This is a genomic window from Corynebacterium occultum (assembly GCF_009734425.1).
GTDB classification, from domain to species: Bacteria; Actinomycetota; Actinomycetes; order Mycobacteriales; family Mycobacteriaceae; genus Corynebacterium; species Corynebacterium occultum.
In genome coordinates, this window is record NZ_CP046455.1 from 576,520 (window position 1) to 597,690 (window position 21,171).

Consider the following 21,171-nt stretch of genomic DNA (forward strand, 5'->3'; position numbering starts at 1 on the left):
GGGGTGGTGCGGTAGAGTTGGCTACCGTCGTATTAGCCCGAGGAAGGGATCTCAGCATGCGTGACTACGTGGAAATCGGTATTGGCCGGGAAGCACGTCGAACCTACAGCCTGGAGGACATCTCCATCGTCCCCTCCCGGCGTACCCGTTCCTCAAAGGATGTCGACACCACCTGGCACATCGACGCCTACACCTTCAACATCCCCGTGATGTCCCACCCCACTGATGCGCTGGCATCCCCGGAGTTCGTCATTGAGATGGGTCGACAGGGAGGTCTTGCGGTGATCAACGCTGAGGGACTCTGGGGTCGCCATGAAGATCTGGATGCCGCCATCGCACGCGTGGTGGCGGCCGCGGAAAGCACCAACCCGCTGGAACTGCTCAGCACCGCAGCCACCACCGCGCTGCAGGAACTGCATGCCTATCCACTCAACGATGAGCTGCTGGCCCGACGCATCGGCGAGGTCCGTGAATCCGGGGCCACCGTTGCGGTGCGCGTCTCCCCGCAGAAGGCCCGCGAACTGGCACCCAAGGTCATCCAGGCAGGTGCGGAGCTGCTGATCATCCAGGGCACCATGATCTCCGCGGAGCATGTCGCCACCGGCGGGGAACCGCTGAACCTCAAGGAGTTCATCGGCTCCCTGGAGGTGCCGGTCATCGCCGGTGGTGTCACCGACTACACCACTGCCCTGCACCTGATGCGCACCGGCGCCGCCGGCGTGATCGTCGGTGGTGGCACCAACACCAACGCGATCTCCCTGGGCATTGAGACCCACCTGGCCACCGCCATCGCCGATGTCGCCGCCGCGCGCCGGGAGTACCTGGATGAGACCGGGGGGCGCTATGTCCACATCATCGCCGACGGGGACATCGAGACCTCCGGTGATGTTGCCAAGGCAATCGCCTGCGGTGCCGATGCCGTGGCACTTGGTGAGGTGCTGGCGCCCGCCGCCGAGGCTGCCGGCCAGGGCTACTACTGGCCTCCGGTTGCCGCCCACCCGCGGTTCCCCCGTGGTTTCGTCTCCGAGGCACCGACGGTGCTGCTGGAGAATGAGGAGCGGCCCAGCCTGGAGACCCTGCTGCACGGCCCCTCCACCGAGCCCTATGGCTACCAGAACATCGTCGGTGGTCTGCGTCGGGCGATGGCCAAGTGCGGCTACACCGATCTGAAGAGCTTCCAGAAGGTTGGTCTCTCGGTTCGTTAACCACGGATCGGGGCACTACCAGATCTTGGAAACAGGGGAGAGTCTAGTAGACTTCTGGCTTGTGACCCAGCAGAATCAATCTCCCGTCCTCGTCGTCGATTTCGGCGCCCAGTACGCCCAGCTCATCGCCCGCCGTGTGCGCGAGGCGCACCTCTACTCTGAGGTGGTCCCGCACACCGCCACCGCGGCAGAGATCAAGGCCAAGAACCCGGCCGCACTGATCCTCTCCGGTGGTCCCTCCTCGGTCTACGCCGACAATGCCCCCAAGCTGGATCCGGAGATCCTGGAGTTGGGCTTGCCGGTGTTCGGCATCTGCTACGGCTTCCAGGCCATGACCGATGCTCTGGGCGGCACCGTCGCCGAGACCGGCAACCGTGAGTACGGCCGCACCCAGATCCAGGTTGCCGGTGGCGTGCTGCACAACGGTCTCACCCAGACCCACCAGGTGTGGATGAGCCACGGCGATGCCGTCACCGCAGCCCCCGAGGGCTTCGAGGTGACTGCCTCCTCCGAGGGTGCGCCGGTGGCCGCCTTCGAGAACGTCGAAAAGCACATGGCCGGTGTGCAGTACCACCCGGAGGTGCTGCACTCCCCGCACGGCCAGGAGGTGCTGAGCCGTTTCCTCACCCAGATCGCTGGTCTGAAGCCGACCTGGACCGCCGCCAACATCGCTGAGCAGCTCATCGAGCAGGTTCGCGAGCAGGTCGGCGAAACCGGCCGCGCCATCTGTGGTCTTTCCGGTGGCGTGGATTCCGCCGTGGCTGCCGCCCTGGTGCAGCGCGCCATCGGTGACCGTCTCACCTGCGTATTCGTTGATCATGGTCTGCTGCGTGCCGGTGAGCGCGAGCAGGTGGAGCAGGACTTCGTCGCCGCCACCGGTGCGAAGCTGATCACCGTCGATGAGCGCGCCGCCTTCCTTTCCAAGCTGTCCGGGGTGACCGAGCCGGAGGCCAAGCGTAAGGCCATCGGTGCGGAGTTCATCCGTTCCTTCGAGCGCGCCGTGGCCCAGGCCATGGAGGGCCAGCAGGTTGACTTCCTGGTGCAGGGCACCCTCTACCCGGATGTTGTCGAGTCCGGTGGGGGCAGCGGTACCGCCAACATCAAGAGCCACCACAATGTGGGCGGACTGCCTGATGATGTGGAATTCAAGCTGGTGGAGCCGCTGCGTCTGCTCTTCAAGGATGAGGTCCGTGCCGTGGGCCGCGAGCTTGGTCTGCCGGATGTCATTGTCAGCCGTCAGCCCTTCCCGGGTCCGGGCCTGGGTATCCGCATCATCGGTGAGGTCACCGAGGATCGCCTGGAGACCCTGCGTGCCGCCGACCAGATCGCCCGTGAGGAACTGACCACCGCTGGTCTGGATGAGCAGATCTGGCAGTGCCCGGTCGTGCTGCTGGCAGATGTCCGCTCGGTGGGTGTGCAGGGCGACCAGCGCACCTACGGTCACCCGATCGTGCTGCGTCCGGTCACCTCTGAGGATGCGATGACCGCTGACTGGGTGCGCATCCCCTATGAGACCCTGGAGAAGATCTCCACCCGCATCACCAATGAAGTCGCTGAGGTCAACCGCGTGGTGCTGGATGTCACCTCCAAGCCGCCGGGAACCATCGAGTGGGAGTAACCCTCCTGCTCTGAGCCGTACCTGAAACCCCCGTTTCCCCACCCATCCCCAGGGGTGGGGGAGCGGGGGTTTCCACGTGAAACCATCCCCCTCTCAAGCCTCCTGATTTTCCTCCGGCACCATCCCGGAGGACAGGAATGCGCGCTAATCCGCCAGGGAGAGTTCCTCATATGCATTGGACCAGTCCAGGATGGCGCCCCCAGGCCACGGCATAACCGTTGAAGGACGTGCCATTGAGGATTTCCAGCTCCCCGCTGCCCTTCATATCGTGGTACTGCCTGACATAGAAGGAGCGCCCCGAGGGGCCGGAGAGCAGGTGACCCAGGAAAGGATCCGAGTAGGCCTGCAGGATGCGTTGCAATCCCACCATCCGGGCGCCCTCCCCGGTGTCCTCGGTCATGTCCCGCAGGGCATCTGGCTGGGGGCAACCACCGTATTCCTCAAGTGCGCTGCGCAGGGCCTGCTTGACCTGGAGGATCAGCACCCCCACCGTCCATGTCGCGGAAAAGCACCAGGTAGCAGCGGGGTACCTACACTGCCGATGCCCACGACCCGCTGCCCGATGTCTTCCATTGTGTAGTGGGAGAGCAACATGCGGATGTCCGCATTGGCGGAGAGCAGGTACTGCCGGTAGTTGGCGTCCATATCCAGCTCAACCAGGTCCTCCACATGGGTCATCACCGGAGGTGACTCAATGAAACGGCGTTGCCCCGCACCGATGTCCTCGGTCAGGCGCCGGGCTGCCCGGGCGCTGGTGCGTTTGCGGGCTTCCTCGGCAGCTTCCTCCAGCACCCGGCGGGAGGCTTTCCCGAGATGTCGGGGGGCCATTTCCTGGTTGAAGTGGGAGTAGTAACGGTCCAACGGACCGCATTATCGGCCGCGGCCTGCACCACCTTTTCCTTCCGCTCACTGTCCCGCCCCCCCCGATAATCACGCTGATGACCAGTCGCTTGAGATCCCATTCCCAGGGTGCCCAGGCGGATTCATCGAAGTCATTGAGGCCGAAGTTGCTCAGGTGAGCATCCCCGCAGGAGACCACCGGGATGTCACTGCGGGGATCCCGGGAGTGATCGGCGGCCATGATTACGGCGTTGCCCCGGTAGAAGGTGAAGGGGCTCTGCGCCATCCGGCTCATCCGCAGTGGGATCAGCCATTGTTCACGGGTGCTGTTCTGCCTGGCCAGGATCCCCAGGGGGTCCCTCCCGGTGCTTTTGAGGGCAAAGTTTTAGCCACAGCTTGGTTCTTAAGCAACCTCAGCCCCAGTCGATGTCCGTGTCACCGATGCCGGCTTCGACATGAACGAGGAGGAGTTCACCTTCGGCATCTTCGTTGTAGAGACCAGGGGTGCAGTTACTGTCCCCGAGGCCATTTTCGCAGCTGAGCTGAACCGGGATGTTATCGGGCAGGCGGACATCAAGGTCACCGATGAAACCTTCGATGGTGATCTCCTGTCCTTCCTGAACATCATTGAGGTTGCGGAGGTCGATGGTGGTGTCGCCGATGCCGCCGCTGAACTGGTGGTTGCCGGATTCGATGCTGCTGGGGGAGTGGTGGGTGTCGCCGACGGCACCACCGTCATAGCCTTCGGAGAAGGTGATCACACCACCGATGACCACGGTTGTGGAGACCAGAGCACCGAAACCGAGGATCATCCAGGGCCAGAGTCGGCTGCGTTTCTTTTCCACCACCACCGGGGCGGGGTCTGGCAGATCCCAGGCGAAGGGGGCGGTGCCCAGTGGATCCCAGGCAGGAGGTGTGCTGCGGCCCGGCGGATAGGGATAACCTTCAGCCGGGGTGATGCCGGAGAGATCGGGTTGGGGGGTGGTGTTCATGGGAGCCTCCTGGGTTTCGCTGTGGTGGGTGACGAGCAGCCCGGCTGGGGGCACAGGTTCCTTCTTGTGCAGGGCCCACCAACCCAGTCCGCTCAGCAGGAGGGCGAGGAGGGTGGTGGAACCGAAGAACTCACCGATGCCGGCCCCGAGGACCCCGGAGAAGAGGATGAAGAAGATCAGCAGCCACCAACCCTGCTCCCTCTCCTTGGGATACCCGGATTTGAAGAGCGCCTGGATGGGGGAGACGGGGACGGAGTAGCGGGGCATGAGTGCCCAGGCGGCGAGGTAGGCGGCGATGCCGCCCCCGAAGAAAGCGAGTACCACGAAAACGATCCGCAGGATGAGGGGGTCGATCTGGTAGCGCACGGCGATACCTTCGCAGACACCGGCGATATGCCCCTGCCCACCCTGTTCCTTGGGGATTCGGGCTGGTCGGGTTTCCCACATCTGCATCCACGTGCTCATGTCTTCATTCTGGCTCCCAGGTTCGGTTCAGACCATCGGGGGTCACCCTGATTTTTCGGGGTCGGGGTTTCCCCCGATGTGGCCGCCACCCGGCACATGGGAGAATCAGGCCATGAGTCTCCCCCAGACACCGGTGCCCTATGGCGAGCTGCGGCCGGGTTACTATCCCCGTTTCACCCGCCCTTCCCAGGGGCGGGTCGTCGGTGGTGTGGCAGCTGGTCTGTCCCGACATCTGCGTATCGATGTCACGGTGGTCCGGGTTGCGCTGATCATCTCGGCGCTGCTCTCCGGGATGGGCCTGGTGTTCTACGCCCTGCTGTGGATCGCCTCCAAACCAGGTGAAACGGATGTGGCACCTCCCAAGGCGGAACGGGAGCGGATCACCAAGCCGGTGCTGCTGCTGCTGGTGCTGCTGACCCTGGCGGGCGCGGGCCTGTCGATCTCCTATGTCACCGGCGCAGGCGGCAGCACCCTGATTCCGCTGGCAGTGGCGGCAACCGGCGCCCTGGTGGCCTGGCAGGCCTATGACCGAGGTTTCGGTTCCGGCCGCAGTCTGCTGACCATCGGCTTCGGCTCGGTGCTGGTACTGGCCGGCATTGTGGTGGTGGTCTTCAACTGGGAGGGCAGCAGCTTTGTCACGGCCCTGCTGGCAGTGCTGCTCACCTTGGCCGGGGTGGCGGGGTTGGCGGTGCCGGTGGGGCTTCGTCTCTGGGATTCCCTGATGCAGGAACGCGCCGCGAAGGCAGCCGCGGATGAGCGCGCCGAAATTGCCTCCCACCTGCATGATTCAGTCCTGCAGACCCTCGCGCTGATCCAGAAGCGGGCACAGGATCCGGCGGAGGTGACACGGCTGGCACGGGGCCAGGAACGCGAGCTGCGGCAGTGGCTTTTCGACGCCCCGGAGAAACTGAACTCCACCGTCTTCGCCGCCGTGGAAACCGCCGCCGGGGAAGTGGAGGACATCTTCGGCATCCGCATCGCCCCGGTCACCGTGGGCACGGACCAACCCCTGGATGAACAGACCCAGGCGGTGGTGCTCGCCGCCCGGGAGGCGATGGTCAACGCCGCCAAACATGCCGGGGTGGAGTCCGCCGATGTCTACGCCGAGATTCTCGGCGGAGAAATGGGCATCTATGTTCGTGACCGGGGTTCCGGTTTTGACCCGGCGCAGGTCCCGGAGGGCCGACACGGCATCCGGGACTCGATCCGGGAGCGGGTGAAACGCATCGGGGGCTCGGTGAAGATCCGTTCCACCCTGGGCGAGGGCACGGAGGTGGCCATCACCTTGGCGCTATCCTGAGAGCATGGTGAAGGTATTTCTCGTTGATGACCATTCCGTGTTCCGCTCCGGGGTCCGGGCAGAGCTGGCTGATGCCGTGGAGATCGTGGGGGATGCCGGCACCGTCGCTGAGGCGATAGCAGGTATCAATGACACCGCACCTGATGTGGTTCTGCTGGATGTCCACATGCCCGATGGCGGTGGGGTCGCGGTCATCCGGGGTACCACCGTGGAGACCACCTTCCTGGCACTGAGCGTCTCCGATGCCGCGGAGGATGTGATCTCGGTGATCCGCGCCGGGGCACGCGGTTATGTGACCAAGAATATCTCCGGCAGTGAGTTGGCGGAAGCGATTGACCGTGTCAACGGTGGGGACGCCTATTTCTCGCCGCGCTTAGCCGGGTTCGTGCTGGACGCCTTCGCCGGGGGAGAGGTGGCGGAGGAACCGGCCGGGGAGCCGGAGCGGGTGGATGATCCGGTAGTGGATGCCCTGACCCGGCGGGAGCTGGAGGTGCTGCGCCTGCTGGCCCGGGGTTACACCTACCGGGAGATCGGCAAGGAGCTGTTCATCTCGATCAAGACGGTGGAGACCCACGCCTCCAACATCCTGCGCAAGACCCAGCAGTCCAACCGCCATGCGTTGACCCGCTGGGCGCATTCCCGCGACCTGGACTAGCCTCTGCGGAACGTGGCCGCCGGGTGGGTGTCGGGCAGCAGGTCCCGGCCGTGCAGCCGCCCCCGTAGGGTGTTGCCGGAGCGCTTTCGCAGCAGACCGCGGGAGCGCAGCACCGGGGTGACATGCTCGGCGAAGGCCTTCATGTCCGGGCCACGCAGGGCGTAGTCCACATTGAAGCCGTCCACCCCGGCTTCCTTCATCCAGCGCTCCAGTTCCTCGACGATGGTTTCGCCGGAACCGACGAATACCGGGCCCCGCCCACCGATGGTCATGTGGGAGGCCAGATCCCCGATCGTCCAGCGACGCCCAGGATCCATGGCGGTGAAGGACTGCAGTGCGGAGCGGTTGCCCTCGATGTGGACCTCCTCCAGCACATCATCCGGGCCGTAGGTGGACAGATCCAACCCGGTCCAGCCGGCGAAGAGAGCCATGGCGGCCTCAGGGTCCACATGGCGCAGGTAGGACTCATAGCGTTCCCGGGCGGCGGCATCGCTCCCCGCGGCAATCAGGGTGACTGAGGTGATGGTGCTCAGTTCTGCTGCGGCCCGACCTTGGGCGGCGTCGACAAGCGGGCGAACATTGTCCGGGGTAGTGCCGGCGAAGAAGAGTACCTCGGCGTGGCGGGCGGCGAAGTCCATGCCGCGCGGGGAGGAACCTGCCTGGAAGAGGAGGGGCACGCGCTGCGGGCCGGGCAGGGTGACCGCGGTGCCGGGGACATCGAAGTATTTACCGCGGTGGTTGATGGGGTGCACGCGGTCCGGATCGAGGTAGGTGTTGGCGGCGGCGTCGATACGCAGTGCCCCGGGCTCGATGGAGCCCTCCCAGAGGGCGTAGACGACCTCCATGTACTCGTCAGCGCGGTCATAGCGCTCATCATGGGGGAGGGAGTCCGCGCCGATATTACGGAGTGCGGAGGGCTGGTAACCGGTGACGATGTTCCAGGCGATGCGACCCCGGGTGAGGTGGTCGAGGGTGGCGAATTTGCGGGCCAGCAGGAAGGGCGACTCATAGGAGACATTGGCGGTGACCCCGAAACCGATCTCCTCGGTGGCGGCGGCCAGTGCGCTGATCAGCAGCAGCGGATCCAACAGGGGGTACTGCATGCCGGTGCGGATGGCGGTGCGCCCGGAACCTTCGTAGACGTCATAGACCCCGGCGACATCAGCGAAGAAGACGGTGTCGAACCCGGCCTCCTCCAGCAGTTTCACGTGGGAAACCCAGAAATCCAGGTCACGGTACTCCTCCGTGACAGCCTCCGGGTGGCGCCACAACCCGGAGGTCTGATGGGTGGGGACGAGCATGTCAAGGGCTGAGAGGATCATCCATTCATTTTCCCACAGCTAATATTCCGCCCCCCATCAATCAGGCGAAAGCCAGTGCCCGACTGCCGTCGATATGGGGGAATACCCAGAACATCCAGGCGAAGGTGAGCAACCAGGTCACGAGGGTGCCCCAGATGGGGAAGGGGGCGAAGGCGGGCACCAGCATCAGGGCGAGCCACACCAGGAACAGGGGCAGCACCTGACCCAGTTTGGGGCGGTAACTGAGTTCCCGCTGCTCCAGATAGCTACGGATCTCCCGACGGTAGGGGTGGCTGAAGATCAGCAGGCAGGCGGCTCCGATGGTGATGATCATGGTGGCGACCTGGATGCCGCGGGAGAGTTCCGTGGACAACACGGCCACGCCCAATCCGATCAGAGCGGAGGCTCCGAAACGGACCCCCGGTGGGGTGGGAATCGGGGTGACGTGAGATCGCATGTTGTGGTAGCCGTCCATGCCGGACACGCTACCAGCTGAGGATCCGGGGTTTCCGGCCGCTCCGGAGTGCTAGCGTTGCTGGAAATCGATGACCACGCGCTGTGGTTCCTCAAACACCTGCACGGTGTAGGGCAGCTGGTCCTGCATGCCGATGAGGAACTGGGAGCGGCCTTCGAAGGTACCGGCACTGATCACCTCGGTGATCGCACCGGCACCCTCGACGGTGCCGATCTGTGGGTCTGCGACACCCAGATCGAAGGGGTAGACCATGCCGTCGAGGTTGACGTTGAGGGCGGTGGTGCCGCGGTATTCGATGGGGTGGCCGGAACCCTGTTGGGAGGGGCGTTCGGTGTAGTCGATGAACCAGCCGGGTTCGCCCTCACCGTCGAGCTCGAAGGTGACCCGGTCATAGCCCTCATGGGTGCCCACCCGGACATCATTGACGATCAGGGTGGCGGGAGCCTCGGGGCGCAGCGTCTTCATGGTGGTGTCCGCATCCCCGCTCGGGGTGACCCCGGCGTGGGTGGAGGTGGAGTCACCGCCTGGGGTGGACGCGGAAAGCGTCTCCCTCGCATCGGAGCTGGTGCTGACGATACCGGAACAGGCCCCGAGGCCGAGGGCGGTGGTGGCCACCAGGCCCGCGACAACACGGCGGATCGGGAGAGAAGTCAGCACATTCATGGGGACACCGTATCGCGATTCCCACCGGGGGGAGAAGCCAGAAATGGTCTTTGGGAACGATTGTGAACGAATTGTTGCAAACCGATGCATGAAAAGGGGATATTGTTGAACAATGTCTGTTTCATCCCGTTGTTCTGAGATTCAGGTTGAGCCGCTACCCGGCACCGCCAAGCAGGAAAAAGTGCATGTTGTTCTGGAACATGACCGCGGGTGGAGCCGGGATGTGCTCGACGGCGACACCTTCGGTCCGGAGCTCAGCACCGCCCTGAAGTCCCACCTCAAGGGAAAGGCGGGGCTCCAGCTGATTCGCCGCCCCGGCCAAAAACACCGCGAGCCGGAACACCTCACCCTCTTCCTGGTGTTCACCGAGGAGGCGCTCGTCGAGAAGCTCCAGGTCACCGGGGCAGAGGCGATCCTGGACCTGGACCTCTCCGGGCCGGGCCTTAACGCCGGGGAAGTGGTGTCACATCCCCTGGTGCTGGTGTGCACCCACGGGAAGCGGGACCTCTGCTGTGCGGTGCAGGGCAGACCCCTGGCGGCCGAGCTGGCGCAGCGTTTCCCGGGGGATGTGGTGTGGGAGACCTCGCACACCAAGGGGCATCGCTTCGCCCCCTCCATCCTGCTCATGCCCTGGGGATATTCCTTCGGCCGTCTCAGCGGCCGTGCTGCCAGCGCCCTGGTGGCCTGGGCGCAGCGGGGTGAGTTCTTCCTGTTCGGCAACCGGGGTCGCGGGCTGTGGCGCCCCACCGGGCAGGTGGCGGAACTGGCGGTGGCCAGGAAGCTTATCGACGCTGGGGAACCCCTGCACTACGGGGATCTCACGGTGGCGGAAGAAGGGCTTGTCACGCACCATGATGGTCGTCGTTGGCGGGTGGAAATGGAAAAGCAGGAGGTGACCGGGGTGGTCTCCTCCTGCGGGGATGAGCCGAAGGTCGGCTCGGCCTGGGTGGCGGTGTCGATCAGCGACGCATGATCTTCTTCGAGAGCCAGTTACCCAGCAGCTGGGCGATCTGGACGATGATGATGATCGCGAAGGTCGCCACATAGGTGACCTCCCAGTCATAGGCGCGGTAGCCGTAGACGATGGCGAAGTCACCGAGGCCGCCGCCGCCGACGTAGCCCGCCATGGCGGACATGTCGATCACGGCGATGAAGATGAAGGTGTAGCCCAGGACCAGCGGGCCCAGGGCCTCCCGCAGGATCACCGTGGTGATGATCTGCCAGGGGCCGGCACCCATGGCGCGGGCCGCCTCGATCATGCCGGGGTCGATGGCGACCAGGTTCTGCTCCACGATGCGGGCCACCGCGAAGGTCGCGGCGATGGCCATGATGAAGGTGGCCGCATCACGTCCGATGGTGGTGCCGACGACCGCCTGGGTCAGCGGACCGAAGGCGGCGATCATGATGATGAAGGGGATCGGCCGGACGAAGTTGACCAGCACATTGACCAGGTTGTAGAAGAAACTGTTCTTCAGGATGCCCTGGCTGCGGGTGGTGTAGAGCAGCACGCCGAGCAACAGGCCGAAGAAACCACCGGCGACCATGGCAATCGAAACCATGATCAGGGTGTCCCAGATGGCGTCGACGAAGGTGCCGCCGAGACGGTCCCAGTCGGCTGCGAGAGTCATGGTGTTCATCGGATGATCTCCTTGATGTCGGTGGTAACCGCAAGGGTTTGGTAGAACTGTTCGATGGCGGTGTCAGGGCCGTTGAGCCGGACCGTCATCTTGCCGAAACTCTGCTGCTGCAGGGTGGTCACACCACCATGGACGATGTTGATCTTCACCCCGCCTTCCCGGGCTGCGGCGGCGGCACCGAAGAAACCGGAGTCCTCACTGAGCTCGACGGTGAACAGCCTTCCCTCATGGGCCAGCAGGTCATCCGTCTCGACCATGTCGGGGGTGTTACGCAGGGCGGTGGCCACGAAACGCTGGGCAACCGTGGTCTTCGGGGCGGAGAATACCTCGTAGACGGAGCCGTACTCCACCACGCGGCCGGCCTCCATCACAGCGACCTTATCGGCGATGGAACGGACCACCTCCATCTCATGGGTGATCACCACGATGGTGATGCCCAGTTCCCGGTTGACCTTGCGCAGCAGGGAGAGCACCTCCTGGGTGGTCTCCGGGTCCAGTGCGGAGGTGGACTCATCCGCCAGCAGCAGAGAGGGGTTGGTGGCAAGTGCCCGGGCAATACCGACCCGCTGCTTCTGTCCACCGGAGAGCTGCTCGGGAAAGTTGCGGCCCTTGTCTCCCAGGCCGACGAATTGGAGGAGCTCGTCTACCCGACGGCGACGTTCCTCCTTGGCCACGCCCGCCAGCTTCAGCGGGTACTCGATATTGCCGGCCGCGGTGCGGGAGTTGAAGAGGTTGAACTGCTGGAAGATCATGCCCACCCGGGAACGGATCTTGCGCAGTTGCGCCTCCGACTTGCCGACCACGTCCACCCCGTCGAGCAGCAGCTCGCCGGAGGTGGCGCTGTCCAGACCGTTGATCAGGCGCACCAGGGTCGACTTGCCGGCACCGGAGTAGCCGATCACACCGAGCACCTCACCGGGTTCAACGGTCATCGAGACATCGTCGACGGCCGTGGTGACCGACTTCTTGTTGTTGCTGAACACCTTGGAGATGTTCCGGAACTCGATGCGGGTTCCAATTTGCTGTTGAGTGTCAGACACTGTTCGGGTGCTCACTTTGCTAGGTGACAGGGTCGATACAAGGTTAAACCCCGTCGTGTAAAACGACGGGGTTTAATGTTCTAGAGCAGCTTAGGCGTTGCGCTCCGCCTCTTCCAAGCGGTCGAGGATTTCCTGCAGTTCAGCGGCGTTTCGCTCGACGGGGACGGAGGTGCCGGCGGAGTCGGTGGCGACAGCATTCTGGACCTCCTCGCTGTGCCAGAGCTCAACGAGCTCGGCGACACGGGGATCCTCAGCATCCTCGGCCTTGGTCACGAAGACGTTGATGTAGGGCTCAGCTTCCTCGGACTCCGGGTCATCCTCGAAGACTGCGGTGTTCGGGTCGATGCCTGCGCGATCCAGGAAGGAGTTGTTGATGATTGCCGGGGTGCCCTCGCCGTAGGCGACGGTGGTCTGGGCGGCATCAACCGGGATGATGGAGACCTTGGATGCTTCTTCATCGATGTCGGCCGGGGTGGGGGTGATCAGACCCGGGGTCTTCAGGGTGATCAGACCGGCCTGGACCAGAACGTTGATGGCGCGACCCTGGTTGGAGGGGTCATTCGGCAGGGCAATGGACTCGCCCTCGATGCCGTCGAGGGAGTCCTTGTCCTTCCAGAACAGTGCCAGCGGCACGATCTCGGAGGCGCCGACCGGGGTCAGATCATCATCGGAACCGACGTTGTACTCCGCCAGGAACTTCAGGTGCTGGAAGAGGTTGACGTCCAGTTCATCCTGGCTCAGTGCCTGGTTCGGGGTGGAGTAGTCACCGAAGTTGACCACCTCGAGGTCAATGTCCCGGGCCTCGGCCTGCTCCTCGAAAACAGTCCAGGCGGACTTGGAGGCATCGGTGGTGCCGATGCGGATCGGGCCCTCGCCGTCCTCGGAGTCGGAGGAGGAGCAGGCGACCAATGCGGTGGTGGCGAAGATGGTGGCGGTACCACCGGCCAGGATGCGGCGCAGGTTCATGATGTTGTCATCCTTTGATTGGGGGATATTCAGGGGTCTGGTGGATGACATTAACATGTTCCATACCGCTTGGTCTAGTTTTTCCGTACTGTGCAGCTAGCCGCAGGCCGCCATCATCCCCAGGATTTCTTCGGGGGCACCGTCGTTGCGGGCCCGCTCCAGGTCATAGCAGGGATATCCGGTGACCTCGGAAGTGCCGTGAGAGGAATACTGGTTCCACCGGCCTGACTCCCAGTAGGCGTAGACCACCCAATCGGTCTGCCATCTACCCCCGCGCAGCCACTGGCCGTCACAGTAGAGAACGGTGTCCAGGCCGGGATCCACATCTCGGCTGAGGGCTTCCGGGGTGCACTCCGTGGGCGGTTCGGTGGAGCTGGAGGTGGTGCTGCTCTGGGTCTGCGTGATGGTGACCTGCGTGGTTTGTGGGGTGCTGCTCTCCGGAGCAGCGGTGACGGTGACCGTGACGGCGTCTGGCTCCGCGTTCCCGGTGCAGGCGGCGATGAGGGTGGCGGTGGCCAGGATGGTGATGGTCGGAAGGAAGCGCTTCATGAACAACTCCTTGGATGGTGTCTTCTGAGCTTAATGCGCAGCTCAAAAGGGGAAAAGAGCTGATCGGGTTTCTTTCTCATTTTGAGATTTCCGAACAGGGGAGCTCATGGTGCATTGATTCCAATGGTGGTGTCACAGGGCTCTGGTGGTGTGGGGCGTCATCCTGAATACTGAGGGGGGTGGTCAGCCTGGCTGTAGATCGGGGCATGTTCCGGTCGTGAATCCCGGGATTTCCACTGAAACGAGATATAAGTCATACTATTTCGATATTCTTTTGCGGAACACAGACTTTAAGGAGCACGACCCGTGGATACCTGGGAGCAAACATTAGGGGCGGGGCCCCTGCTCGGCATCGCTGCCGGGGCAATCGCCCTGATCCTCATCCTGGTCATCGTCTTTAAGCTGCATGCTTTCCTGACGCTGGTCCTGGTCTCCGTACTCACCGCCCTGGTCGCCGGAATCCCGGTTGACGCGATCGTCGATACGCTGTTGGACGGTTTCGGTGGAACATTGGCCTCAGTGGCCCTGCTGGTCGGTCTCGGGGCCATGCTGGGCAGGTTGGTGGAAACCTCTGGAGGTGCCGCCTCCCTGGCGAATACCCTGGTGCGTCTCTTCGGTGAGAAACGTGCCCCGCTGGCGCTGGGTGTGGCCTCATTGATCATGGGCTTCCCCATCTTCTTCGATGCCGGCCTGGTGGTCATGCTGCCCATCATCTTCGCGGTGGCCCGTCGCATGGACGGTCCCGTCCTGACCTATGGCATCCCCGCTGCCGGTGCTTTCTCCGTCATGCACGTCTTCGTTCCGCCGCACCCCGGTCCCATCGCGGCCTCCGAGTTCTACGATGCCCAGGTCGGTTTCGTGCTGCTCGCGGGCCTGATCATCGCCATCCCCACCTGGTACGTCACCGGCTACCTGCTGGGCAAGTACTTCGGCCGTAAGTTCCCGCTCCCCGTCCCCGACCTACTGGCCGGGGGCAAGGTCTCAGGGGAGCAGCCCGATAACCCGGCCGGCGCCGGAGTGGTGATCGGTATTCTGCTGATCCCGATGATCCTGATCTTCGGCAACACCGGTACCGACATGGCGGCCTCAGCCGGTTGGGTCGATGCAGATTCCCTGGTGGTCGGCATCCTCAGCTTCCTGGGTGCGACCCCTATCGCCCTGCTGCTGACCACCCTGATCGCCCTCTGGGCCCTGGGTGCCCGCCGCGGTGTCAGCGGTTCCGCCCTGGACAAGGCTGTTGAGGGAGCCCTCGGCCCGATCTGCTCGGTGGTGCTGATCACCGGTGCCGGCGGCATGTTCGGTGGTGTTCTGCGTTCCTCCGGTATCGGCGACGCTCTCGCCGACTCCATGGCTGACCTGGGCCTTCCGGTCATTCTGGCCTGCTTCGTGGTGGCCGCGGTGCTGCGCGTGGCCCAGGGATCCGCGACCGTCGCCCTGACCACGGCGGCCGCGCTGATGGCCCCGGCGGTTGCGGCAGCCGGCTACAACGACTTCCAGTTGGCCACGATCGTGTTGGCCACTGCTGCTGGCTCGGTCATCGCCAGCCACGTCAACGACTCCGGTTTCTGGCTGGTCGGGCGTCTGATGAACATGGACGTGGCCACCACCCTGAAGACCTGGACCGTCAACCAGACCGCCATCGCGATCATGGGTTTCACCCTGTCCTGGGGTCTCTTCGCCCTCACCGCCGGCCTGGGTTAAGCCAACCAGGCCTCCATGCGACCGGGGTGGCGCCGCGTCCATTCCCGTACTGCTTCGAGCGGTGCCAACTTGTTCTGGTTCATCAGGAGATCCATCTCATTGACATCCTCGATCCGGTAGTTGATCTTCTGTAGGGCAGTGCGGGTCTGCTCCGGCAGTTCCTCCCAGCTTTCACGGTGCGCCAGAAGTGAAGCGCGATCCGGTTCCGGGAAAGCCGCCTCGGGGTCCGTCAGGGGGCGCAGCTGATACACCTGGTTCAGGTACATCGGTTGCCATAGCGGGGTGACAAACCATTCCCCGGCCGCGTATCGACGCCCGATGGTGTCGATGATGGCGTAAATGTCACCGTGGGGCTGGGTCCAGCCCTGTTCCTTCAGCCCATAGGTCTCCAGCAGCTGATCGCCGCGCATGGTCAACCCCGCGGCAGAGGTGGTGCCCTGCACCACCTTCCCCGGGAACTTGGCGTGGACCTCCGGTTTGGCAAGATCGCGCAGGCTGGAGACCTCAGCCTCGGGGACGTATCCAGGCACCGCCCAGAAGAATTCTGCGTCCTCATAAAGCGTGGCCACCTCCACCACGGCATCCTTGACCTGCTCCCAGTAGACGGCGTGCCCACCCGGCAGCCAGGCATCGGCGAAGAGATGATGCTCCCCGCTGGCCAACTTGGGGTACATCTCCGGATGGGGTCCCTCATGAACCTCCACCTCATGGCCCAGGCGAAGCAGGACCTCCTCCACCACGGCGGCAGCCACCTGGTGGAAAGACTCATTGATACGACCGAAACGAATTTTCATGCAGACTCCCTGAGTGGCTTATGTCACAGCGAGGTTAGCAGCTTCGTGCTCTCCCCGGAGTTTTGGCAGAGTGGCAGATATGAAGGAACAATCTGAGCATCCCGCCGGGGCACAACCGGTGATGAATCCTGTGTCGCCAAAGCTGAGCACCGCCCGTTATCTGGGCCGCTTACCGTGGATTCTGGTGGGACTGATTGTCTTCCTGGTGCTCGGTTTTGTGTTCAGTCACTGGTTTCAGATCGGCAGTGCCCTGATGCTGTTGCTGCTGCTCTGGCAGGCCTGGCTGATTCCCCAGCAGGTCAAACGCCTCGGCTGGCTGGAAACCGAGAATGAGCTGCTGATCACCAAAGGAAAGCTCTGGTACACCTTCACCGTCGTGCCCTATGGCCGCATCCAGTTCGTGGACGTCAAAGCCGGTCCGATTGAGCGTTCCCTGGGTCTGAAGTCCGTGGAACTGCACACCGCCTCCGCCTCCTCTGATGCCTCGGTGCAGGGACTTCCCGTGGATGTGGCCGATGGACTGCGGGAACGCCTGGCAATCAAGGCCAGGGAGAGGATGAGTGGACTATGACCACCCCTGACACCTTCGAGGCTGCCGGGGATGTCCGTAGAGTCCACCGCCTGACCCCGCTGCTGCGCTTCTGGACCGTGATCCTGGCGATTTTCGCCGCACTGCTCCTCAACTTCAATCTCTCCACTTTCAACAGCATCTGGGGTTTCTTTCAGGGGGAGTTCGGGCAGGCCTGGGTTTCCCTGCTGATAGGTGTCGGTGGGCTGCTGCTGGCCGGACTGCTGCTGTGGCTGGTGTCCCAGATCTGGTGGAAGGCCACCGGATTCCGAGTCACCGAAGAAGAGGTGCAGCTCAAGCGGGGAGTGCTGAACACCCAGTTGCGCACCGCCCGTTTCGACCGGGTCCAGGCGGTGGACGTCGTGGAATCTGTCATCGCCCGGATCTTCCGGCTCGCCTCGGTGCGGGTGGAGACCGCCGGTGGCGGTAACTCCGTCATCGAGATCCTTTATCTTCCTAAAGCAGAGGCAGAGCAGTTGCGGGCGGAACTGCTGGCGCGTACCCGGGGGCAATCAGTCGAACTGGAATTGCCTGAAGGGGAGACTGGGGATACGGAGGTCGTCGGGGAGCATGATGATTATCTGGTTCCGGAAATTCCGATCCAGCGCTCCCTGCTCGGTGCTCTCCTGAGCATTCCGGCGATCATCACCGCCATCGGCACCATCGTGTTCCTGGTGACCCCGCTGTCTCCGGCCTCAATCTTCCCGGTGCTGGTCGGTGTGGTGCCGATCGTCTGGGGGCAGATTGACCGCAGCTGGAAATTCAACGCCCGGATGGAGGGCGAGGTGGTCAATCTCTCCTATGGTCTGGCTGACCGTCGCAAACAGTCGATTCCGCTGAGCCGTATCCACGGGGTGAGGGTGCGCCAGCCCATGCTGTGGCGCCTTGTCGGTTGGTGGGCGGTGGATATCACTGTGGCCGGTTATGGCAGCGAATCCAATAAAAAGACCGGAACTTCCACGCTCTTTCCGGTCGGCTCCCGGGACCGGGCAATGGCGGTGGCCGCAGTGCTGGGCCCGCTGAGCCGGGCGGAGATGGAGTCCCACGCCCGACCGGAGGGTGCCACCCACCCCCACTTCAGCAGCCCGCCGGTAGCCCGATGGGTCTCCCCGATCGACCGGAAACAGCAGGGTGTGACCCTCCTGAATGAAGCGGTGGTGGTGCACAAGGGCAGGATCGGCAGGCAGGTATCGATGATCGACACCTCCCACATCCAGGAACTGACGCTGCGACACGGCCCACTGCAACAGCTGGTCCACCTGTGCACGGTGCAGCTGGACCTGGTGGATGGGCCGGTACACATGGCCGGGGAAGACCTGGATGAAACCCGGGGTCGGGAACTTATGAACTGGCTCCGGCGCCGCGAGCTGCCCGGGCCGGATAAAAGTTAGTTGCCGCCGGGGAAACCGAGCTGACGCCAGGCTTCGTAGGTGCCCACCGCGGCACAGTTGGAGAGATTCATGGAACGTCGCCCAGGAAGCATGGGGATGCGCACCTCCCCGGTGATCCGAGGGTGATTGAGGGCATGATCACTGAGCCCGGTGGGTTCCGTACCGAAGAGCAGGGCATCTCCTTCCCGATAGTTGATTTCGGTGTGGAAGGTGGTTCCCCGGGTGACAAATGAGAACACCCGGGATCCTGGGAGCGTCGCCAAGCATTCATCCAGATTCGGATGGATCGTGACCTCGGCCAGGTCGTGATAGTCCAGGCCTGCCCGACGCAGGTGTTTCTCACTCAGATCGAAACCGAGGGGTTCAACCAGATGCAGATGAGCCCCGGTTCCGGCACACATCCGGATGGCATTTCCGGTGTTCGGCGGGATCACGGGATTCTCAAAAATCACATGTAACAGGGGAGCAGGCATGGAAAAGAGTCTAGGCGTGGAATAATGAGATCCGTGACTGCGATCAAATTGGACGGAAAACTCTATCGCGAAGAGATCTTCGCCGACCTGGCCAAGCGAGTGGCCGCCCTCAAGGAGCAGGGGATTACCCCGGGTCTTGCAACCGTGCTGGTCGGCGACGACCCCGGTTCCCACTCCTATGTGAAGATGAAGCACCGCGACTGTGCTGAGATCGGCATCAACTCCATCCGCCGGGACCTGCCGGCGGATGTCACCCAGGAAGAACTCAACGCCGTCATCGACGAGCTGAACGAGGATCCGGCCTGCACGGGTTATATCGTGCAGCTGCCGTTGCCGAAGCACCTGGACGAAAACGCCGTGCTGGAGCGCATCCACCCGGATAAGGACGCTGATGGCCTGCACCCCGTGAACCTGGGCAAGCTGGTTCTCAATGAGCCGGCCCCGCTACCTTGTACCCCGAATGGTTCGATCCAGCTGCTGCGTCGCTTCGGCATAGAGCTCAACGGCGCCAAGGTGGTCGTCATCGGCCGTGGCGTGACCGTTGGACGTCCCATCGGTCTGATGCTGACCCGCCGCAGCGAGAACTCCACCGTCACCCTCTGCCACACCGGCACCAAGGATCTGAAGGCGGAGACCCTGCAGGCAGATGTCATCATCGCCGCTGCCGGCAAGGCACATATGCTCACCGCTGACATGGTCAAGCCGGGTGCCGCTGTTCTCGACGTCGGAGTATCCCGCGTTGAGGGCAAGCTGCTCGGTGATGTCCACCCGGATGTCTGGGAGGTCGCTGGCGCGGTGTCCCCGAACCCCGGTGGTGTTGGTCCGATGACCCGCACCTTCCTAGTCAACAATGTGGTGGAAAGGGCTGAACGGCTCGCCAATGCCTGAATTACCGGCTCACGCACTGGGTAATCCGCACGATGCGGATCTGAAACCCTCGGTGCTACCCCGGTTTATGCAACTGCTGGGAGTGGGGGTCTTTCTCCTCTCCTTCGTGGTTGCCTCAGTCTTCGCCCTCACCGAACATTGGCGGAGGGCGACCTTCACCCTCGGGGCCGCGATGATGTGGCTCGCTGTCCTCAGGGTGTCCTGCGATTCGAAGATCCTGGGAATTCTCTCGGTGAGATCCCGACGCTTCGACGCGCTTTTTAATCTTTTGCTCGGTGGTGGGCTGGTTTTTCTCTCCTCTTCCATCGACTCTCTCGGCAGCTGAGAACGAGGGTCGGACAGGTACCGCCTAGAAGGGTGGTTCCTCCTCCCGGGTGTGTCCCTCCGGGGTCGGGGCGGTACGGCGTTTGTTGACCCGTTGGGCACGACGTTGCATAAACGACTGTGCATTCATCACCAGGTTCAGGTCCCCACGGGTTTTCCTCAGGTGATGCCTACGACACAGACACTGCAGGTTACTGGGCGTGGTGGGACCCCCTGCGGTGTGGTTGAGCACATGATCAACATCGCAGGCCTCGGCATCGATCCCGCAGTCCTCCGGCCCCCGACAGGTCCCGTCCCGACCCTTTCACGGCCCGGATGATTTCCTCGGTGGGTCGGTAGGCCAGGGTGGTGGCGTGGGCGGGGGGTGTCCATGGTGCGGGTGATCCGTTCGGCCCAGTATCGGGCCTGACGATCATCGAGGTAGCCGGCTCCTGCCAGATAGGTCGGGGTGCCACCGTCTGGTCCGTAGAGGTTGTACACCACCTTCGGGCTGTGCATCGTCCCGCGGAGCAGCCCCAGCAGGGCGTCATGCAGGGTGGTGTCTTCGGCGGTGGCGGTGGCCCGCAGGATGGTGTGGATGTCCAGGGCGTCATCGGCGGCGAGCACCGCCTGGATCTGGGTGTGTCCGGTGCCGGTGGTGCGGAAGTGGATGCCCAGGGCTCTTGGGTGGGTGTCGTGTTCGGCGGCCGGGTGTCGTGTTCTATGAGGAGGAGGCGTAAGGAACCGGTGGATGGTTGTCGGCCCCGGGAGGGCTTCCGCTGGCCGGGTGGGGGTGAGGAAGGTGGTGAGGTGCTTATCGACCTCGGTGATGATGTCGGGGTCGTCCACGGCGATCAAGGGCGTGTTCGATGGCGCGCAGCCTGGGGTGGTCGAGCAGGCCGAGGTCGTGGTTGTGGGCAGCCAGCACCGGGTAGTGGCGCAGGAGCTGGACAATCGACAGCCAGGTCAGTGTCATGGTTGTGCTCAAGGAGGTGCGGGCGGCGAGGTGGGAGGTGGTGGTGTCGATATCGGCGTCGTCGTCTGGGGTGACACTTGTCCAGAAGGTGAGGTCCTGGCGGTTGCGGTGGGTGGTCCAGTGCGCGGCGGGGTCGGTGGGGTCGGTGTGGCGGTAGTAGGGGTGTGGGGTGGTGTGCATAGGCGTCCCTGGGCAGGCTCGTGCATGGAATGCGTGTTCGATATCGAAGCTAGGACACGGCCCGGACATGCCCACCACCCTGGGGGTATCCTGAATCTATCTGCCCAGCTCATGCCATGAAACAGTGGGGGCACCCGTTCGGGAATTCCCACATGCATTCTTGTTCGGAGTGCGGTGCATAAAGAAAGGCC

At 63.6% G+C, this 21,171-nt stretch carries 25 protein-coding genes and 1 pseudogene; 10 read left to right on the forward strand and 16 right to left on the reverse strand.

Annotated elements, in window-relative coordinates; genetic code table 11:
* Positions 1-56: 56 nt before the first annotated feature.
* On the forward strand, positions 57-1,205 hold the full coding sequence (locus COCCU_RS02705; protein WP_156230097.1) for a GuaB3 family IMP dehydrogenase-related protein: 1,149 nt from the start codon (positions 57-59) through the stop codon (positions 1,203-1,205).
* Positions 1,206-1,266: 61 nt separating this feature from the next.
* Complete coding sequence (gene guaA / locus COCCU_RS02710) at positions 1,267-2,823, forward strand: glutamine-hydrolyzing GMP synthase (protein WP_156230098.1); 1,557 nt, start codon at positions 1,267-1,269, stop codon at positions 2,821-2,823.
* A gap of 166 nt (positions 2,824-2,989) precedes the next feature.
* On the opposite strand, the gene COCCU_RS14810 is transcribed toward guaA, so the two are convergent.
* The 4 genes and pseudogenes from COCCU_RS14810 to COCCU_RS02730 form a co-directional block, all read right to left on the reverse strand.
* Positions 2,990-3,307: a DUF2252 family protein gene (locus COCCU_RS14810; RefSeq protein WP_197088418.1), complete on the reverse strand. Its 318-nt coding sequence runs from the start codon at positions 3,305-3,307 to the stop codon at positions 2,990-2,992.
* Positions 3,301-3,684, reverse strand: coding sequence for a DUF2252 family protein (locus COCCU_RS14815; protein WP_269434467.1), 384 nt, complete (start codon positions 3,682-3,684; stop codon positions 3,301-3,303). Before COCCU_RS14815 ends, COCCU_RS14810 begins: the two co-directional genes overlap by 7 nt.
* A gap of 70 nt (positions 3,685-3,754) precedes the next feature.
* A pseudogene (locus COCCU_RS14820) lies at positions 3,755-4,015 on the reverse strand (DUF2252 family protein); the annotation flags it as partial.
* Between the two features lie 61 nt (positions 4,016-4,076).
* Complete coding sequence (locus tag COCCU_RS02730; RefSeq protein ID WP_156230102.1) at positions 4,077-5,120, reverse strand: PspC domain-containing protein; 1,044 nt, start codon at positions 5,118-5,120, stop codon at positions 4,077-4,079.
* 112 nt (positions 5,121-5,232) lie between these two features.
* Here COCCU_RS02730 and COCCU_RS02735 point away from each other — a divergent pair, with 112 nt between their 5' ends.
* Together COCCU_RS02735 and COCCU_RS02740 are read left to right on the forward strand one after the other, a co-directional pair.
* A complete protein-coding gene (locus tag COCCU_RS02735) occupies positions 5,233-6,420 on the forward strand; it encodes an ATP-binding protein (RefSeq protein ID WP_156230103.1) in 1,188 nt (395 codons plus the stop codon).
* A 4-nt stretch (positions 6,421-6,424) separates the two neighbouring features.
* Complete coding sequence (locus tag COCCU_RS02740) at positions 6,425-7,075, forward strand: LuxR C-terminal-related transcriptional regulator (protein WP_156230104.1); 651 nt, start codon at positions 6,425-6,427, stop codon at positions 7,073-7,075.
* On the opposite strand, the gene COCCU_RS02745 is transcribed toward COCCU_RS02740, so the two are convergent.
* From COCCU_RS02745 to COCCU_RS02755, 3 genes are read right to left on the reverse strand one after another with little or no spacing between them, the layout of a single operon-like run.
* The gene (locus COCCU_RS02745) at positions 7,072-8,397 is read right to left on the reverse strand and encodes an NtaA/DmoA family FMN-dependent monooxygenase (protein ID WP_156230105.1); all 1,326 of its coding nucleotides are present in this window, start codon (positions 8,395-8,397) and stop codon (positions 7,072-7,074) included. The genes COCCU_RS02740 and COCCU_RS02745 overlap by 4 nt on opposite strands.
* Before the next feature lie 40 nt (positions 8,398-8,437).
* Positions 8,438-8,851, reverse strand: coding sequence for a hypothetical protein (locus COCCU_RS02750; RefSeq protein ID WP_156230106.1), 414 nt, complete (start codon positions 8,849-8,851; stop codon positions 8,438-8,440).
* Between the two features lie 51 nt (positions 8,852-8,902).
* Positions 8,903-9,514 (reverse strand): AMIN-like domain-containing (lipo)protein, encoded by a 612-nt coding sequence (locus tag COCCU_RS02755; RefSeq protein ID WP_197088419.1) that lies wholly within the window; start codon positions 9,512-9,514, stop codon positions 8,903-8,905.
* A 112-nt stretch (positions 9,515-9,626) separates the two neighbouring features.
* On the opposite strand from COCCU_RS02755, the gene COCCU_RS02760 reads away from it, so the two are divergent.
* Positions 9,627-10,487, forward strand: a complete 861-nt coding sequence (locus COCCU_RS02760; RefSeq protein ID WP_156230107.1) for a sucrase ferredoxin — start codon at positions 9,627-9,629, stop codon at positions 10,485-10,487.
* On the opposite strand, the gene COCCU_RS02765 is transcribed toward COCCU_RS02760, so the two are convergent.
* The 4 genes from COCCU_RS02765 to COCCU_RS02780 form a co-directional block, all read right to left on the reverse strand.
* Complete coding sequence (locus COCCU_RS02765; RefSeq protein ID WP_156230108.1) at positions 10,474-11,151, reverse strand: methionine ABC transporter permease; 678 nt, start codon at positions 11,149-11,151, stop codon at positions 10,474-10,476. The genes COCCU_RS02760 and COCCU_RS02765 overlap by 14 nt on opposite strands.
* Positions 11,148-12,191, reverse strand: a complete 1,044-nt coding sequence (locus COCCU_RS02770; protein WP_231598838.1) for a methionine ABC transporter ATP-binding protein — start codon at positions 12,189-12,191, stop codon at positions 11,148-11,150. Before COCCU_RS02770 ends, COCCU_RS02765 begins: the two co-directional genes overlap by 4 nt.
* 90 nt (positions 12,192-12,281) lie before the next feature.
* A complete protein-coding gene (locus COCCU_RS02775; protein ID WP_156232530.1) occupies positions 12,282-13,157 on the reverse strand; it encodes a MetQ/NlpA family ABC transporter substrate-binding protein in 876 nt (291 codons plus the stop codon).
* A gap of 96 nt (positions 13,158-13,253) precedes the next feature.
* Positions 13,254-13,706, reverse strand: coding sequence for a hypothetical protein (locus COCCU_RS02780; RefSeq protein ID WP_156230110.1), 453 nt, complete (start codon positions 13,704-13,706; stop codon positions 13,254-13,256).
* A gap of 306 nt (positions 13,707-14,012) precedes the next feature.
* Here COCCU_RS02780 and COCCU_RS02785 point away from each other — a divergent pair, with 306 nt between their 5' ends.
* Positions 14,013-15,407: a GntP family permease gene (locus COCCU_RS02785; protein WP_156230111.1), complete on the forward strand. Its 1,395-nt coding sequence runs from the start codon at positions 14,013-14,015 to the stop codon at positions 15,405-15,407.
* Here the strand turns inward: COCCU_RS02785 and COCCU_RS02790 are convergent.
* A complete protein-coding gene (locus COCCU_RS02790) occupies positions 15,404-16,201 on the reverse strand; it encodes a glycine betaine ABC transporter substrate-binding protein (protein WP_156230112.1) in 798 nt (265 codons plus the stop codon). The two genes, COCCU_RS02785 and COCCU_RS02790, sit on opposite strands and share 4 nt — an antisense overlap.
* A 121-nt stretch (positions 16,202-16,322) precedes the next feature.
* Here COCCU_RS02790 and COCCU_RS02795 point away from each other — a divergent pair, with 121 nt between their 5' ends.
* Together COCCU_RS02795 and COCCU_RS02800 are read left to right on the forward strand one after the other, a co-directional pair.
* The gene (locus COCCU_RS02795) at positions 16,323-16,772 is read left to right on the forward strand and encodes a PH domain-containing protein (RefSeq protein ID WP_156232532.1); all 450 of its coding nucleotides are present in this window, start codon (positions 16,323-16,325) and stop codon (positions 16,770-16,772) included.
* A complete protein-coding gene (locus COCCU_RS02800; RefSeq protein WP_156230113.1) occupies positions 16,769-18,160 on the forward strand; it encodes a PH domain-containing protein in 1,392 nt (463 codons plus the stop codon). The genes COCCU_RS02795 and COCCU_RS02800 overlap by 4 nt, the downstream gene beginning before the upstream one ends.
* Here the strand turns inward: COCCU_RS02800 and COCCU_RS02805 are convergent.
* A complete protein-coding gene (locus tag COCCU_RS02805; RefSeq protein WP_156230114.1) occupies positions 18,157-18,633 on the reverse strand; it encodes a tRNA (cytidine(34)-2'-O)-methyltransferase in 477 nt (158 codons plus the stop codon). The two genes, COCCU_RS02800 and COCCU_RS02805, sit on opposite strands and share 4 nt — an antisense overlap.
* A 33-nt stretch (positions 18,634-18,666) precedes the next feature.
* Here COCCU_RS02805 and COCCU_RS02810 point away from each other — a divergent pair, with 33 nt between their 5' ends.
* Positions 18,667-19,521, forward strand: coding sequence for a bifunctional methylenetetrahydrofolate dehydrogenase/methenyltetrahydrofolate cyclohydrolase (locus COCCU_RS02810; protein WP_156230115.1), 855 nt, complete (start codon positions 18,667-18,669; stop codon positions 19,519-19,521).
* A complete protein-coding gene (locus tag COCCU_RS02815; protein WP_156230116.1) occupies positions 19,514-19,846 on the forward strand; it encodes a DUF3017 domain-containing protein in 333 nt (110 codons plus the stop codon). The genes COCCU_RS02810 and COCCU_RS02815 overlap by 8 nt, the downstream gene beginning before the upstream one ends.
* A gap of 24 nt (positions 19,847-19,870) precedes the next feature.
* Here COCCU_RS02815 and COCCU_RS14910 read toward each other — a convergent pair whose 3' ends face one another.
* From COCCU_RS14910 to COCCU_RS02830, 3 genes are read right to left on the reverse strand one after another with little or no spacing between them, the layout of a single operon-like run.
* Entirely contained in the window at positions 19,871-20,077 is a 207-nt protein-coding gene (locus tag COCCU_RS14910; RefSeq protein ID WP_231598839.1) for an HNH endonuclease, read from the reverse strand.
* A complete protein-coding gene (locus COCCU_RS02825; protein ID WP_156230117.1) occupies positions 20,005-20,673 on the reverse strand; it encodes a hypothetical protein in 669 nt (222 codons plus the stop codon). Before COCCU_RS02825 ends, COCCU_RS14910 begins: the two co-directional genes overlap by 73 nt.
* The gene (locus COCCU_RS02830; RefSeq protein WP_156230118.1) at positions 20,639-20,980 is read right to left on the reverse strand and encodes a hypothetical protein; all 342 of its coding nucleotides are present in this window, start codon (positions 20,978-20,980) and stop codon (positions 20,639-20,641) included. Before COCCU_RS02830 ends, COCCU_RS02825 begins: the two co-directional genes overlap by 35 nt.
* Between the last annotated feature and the right edge of the window lie 191 nt (positions 20,981-21,171).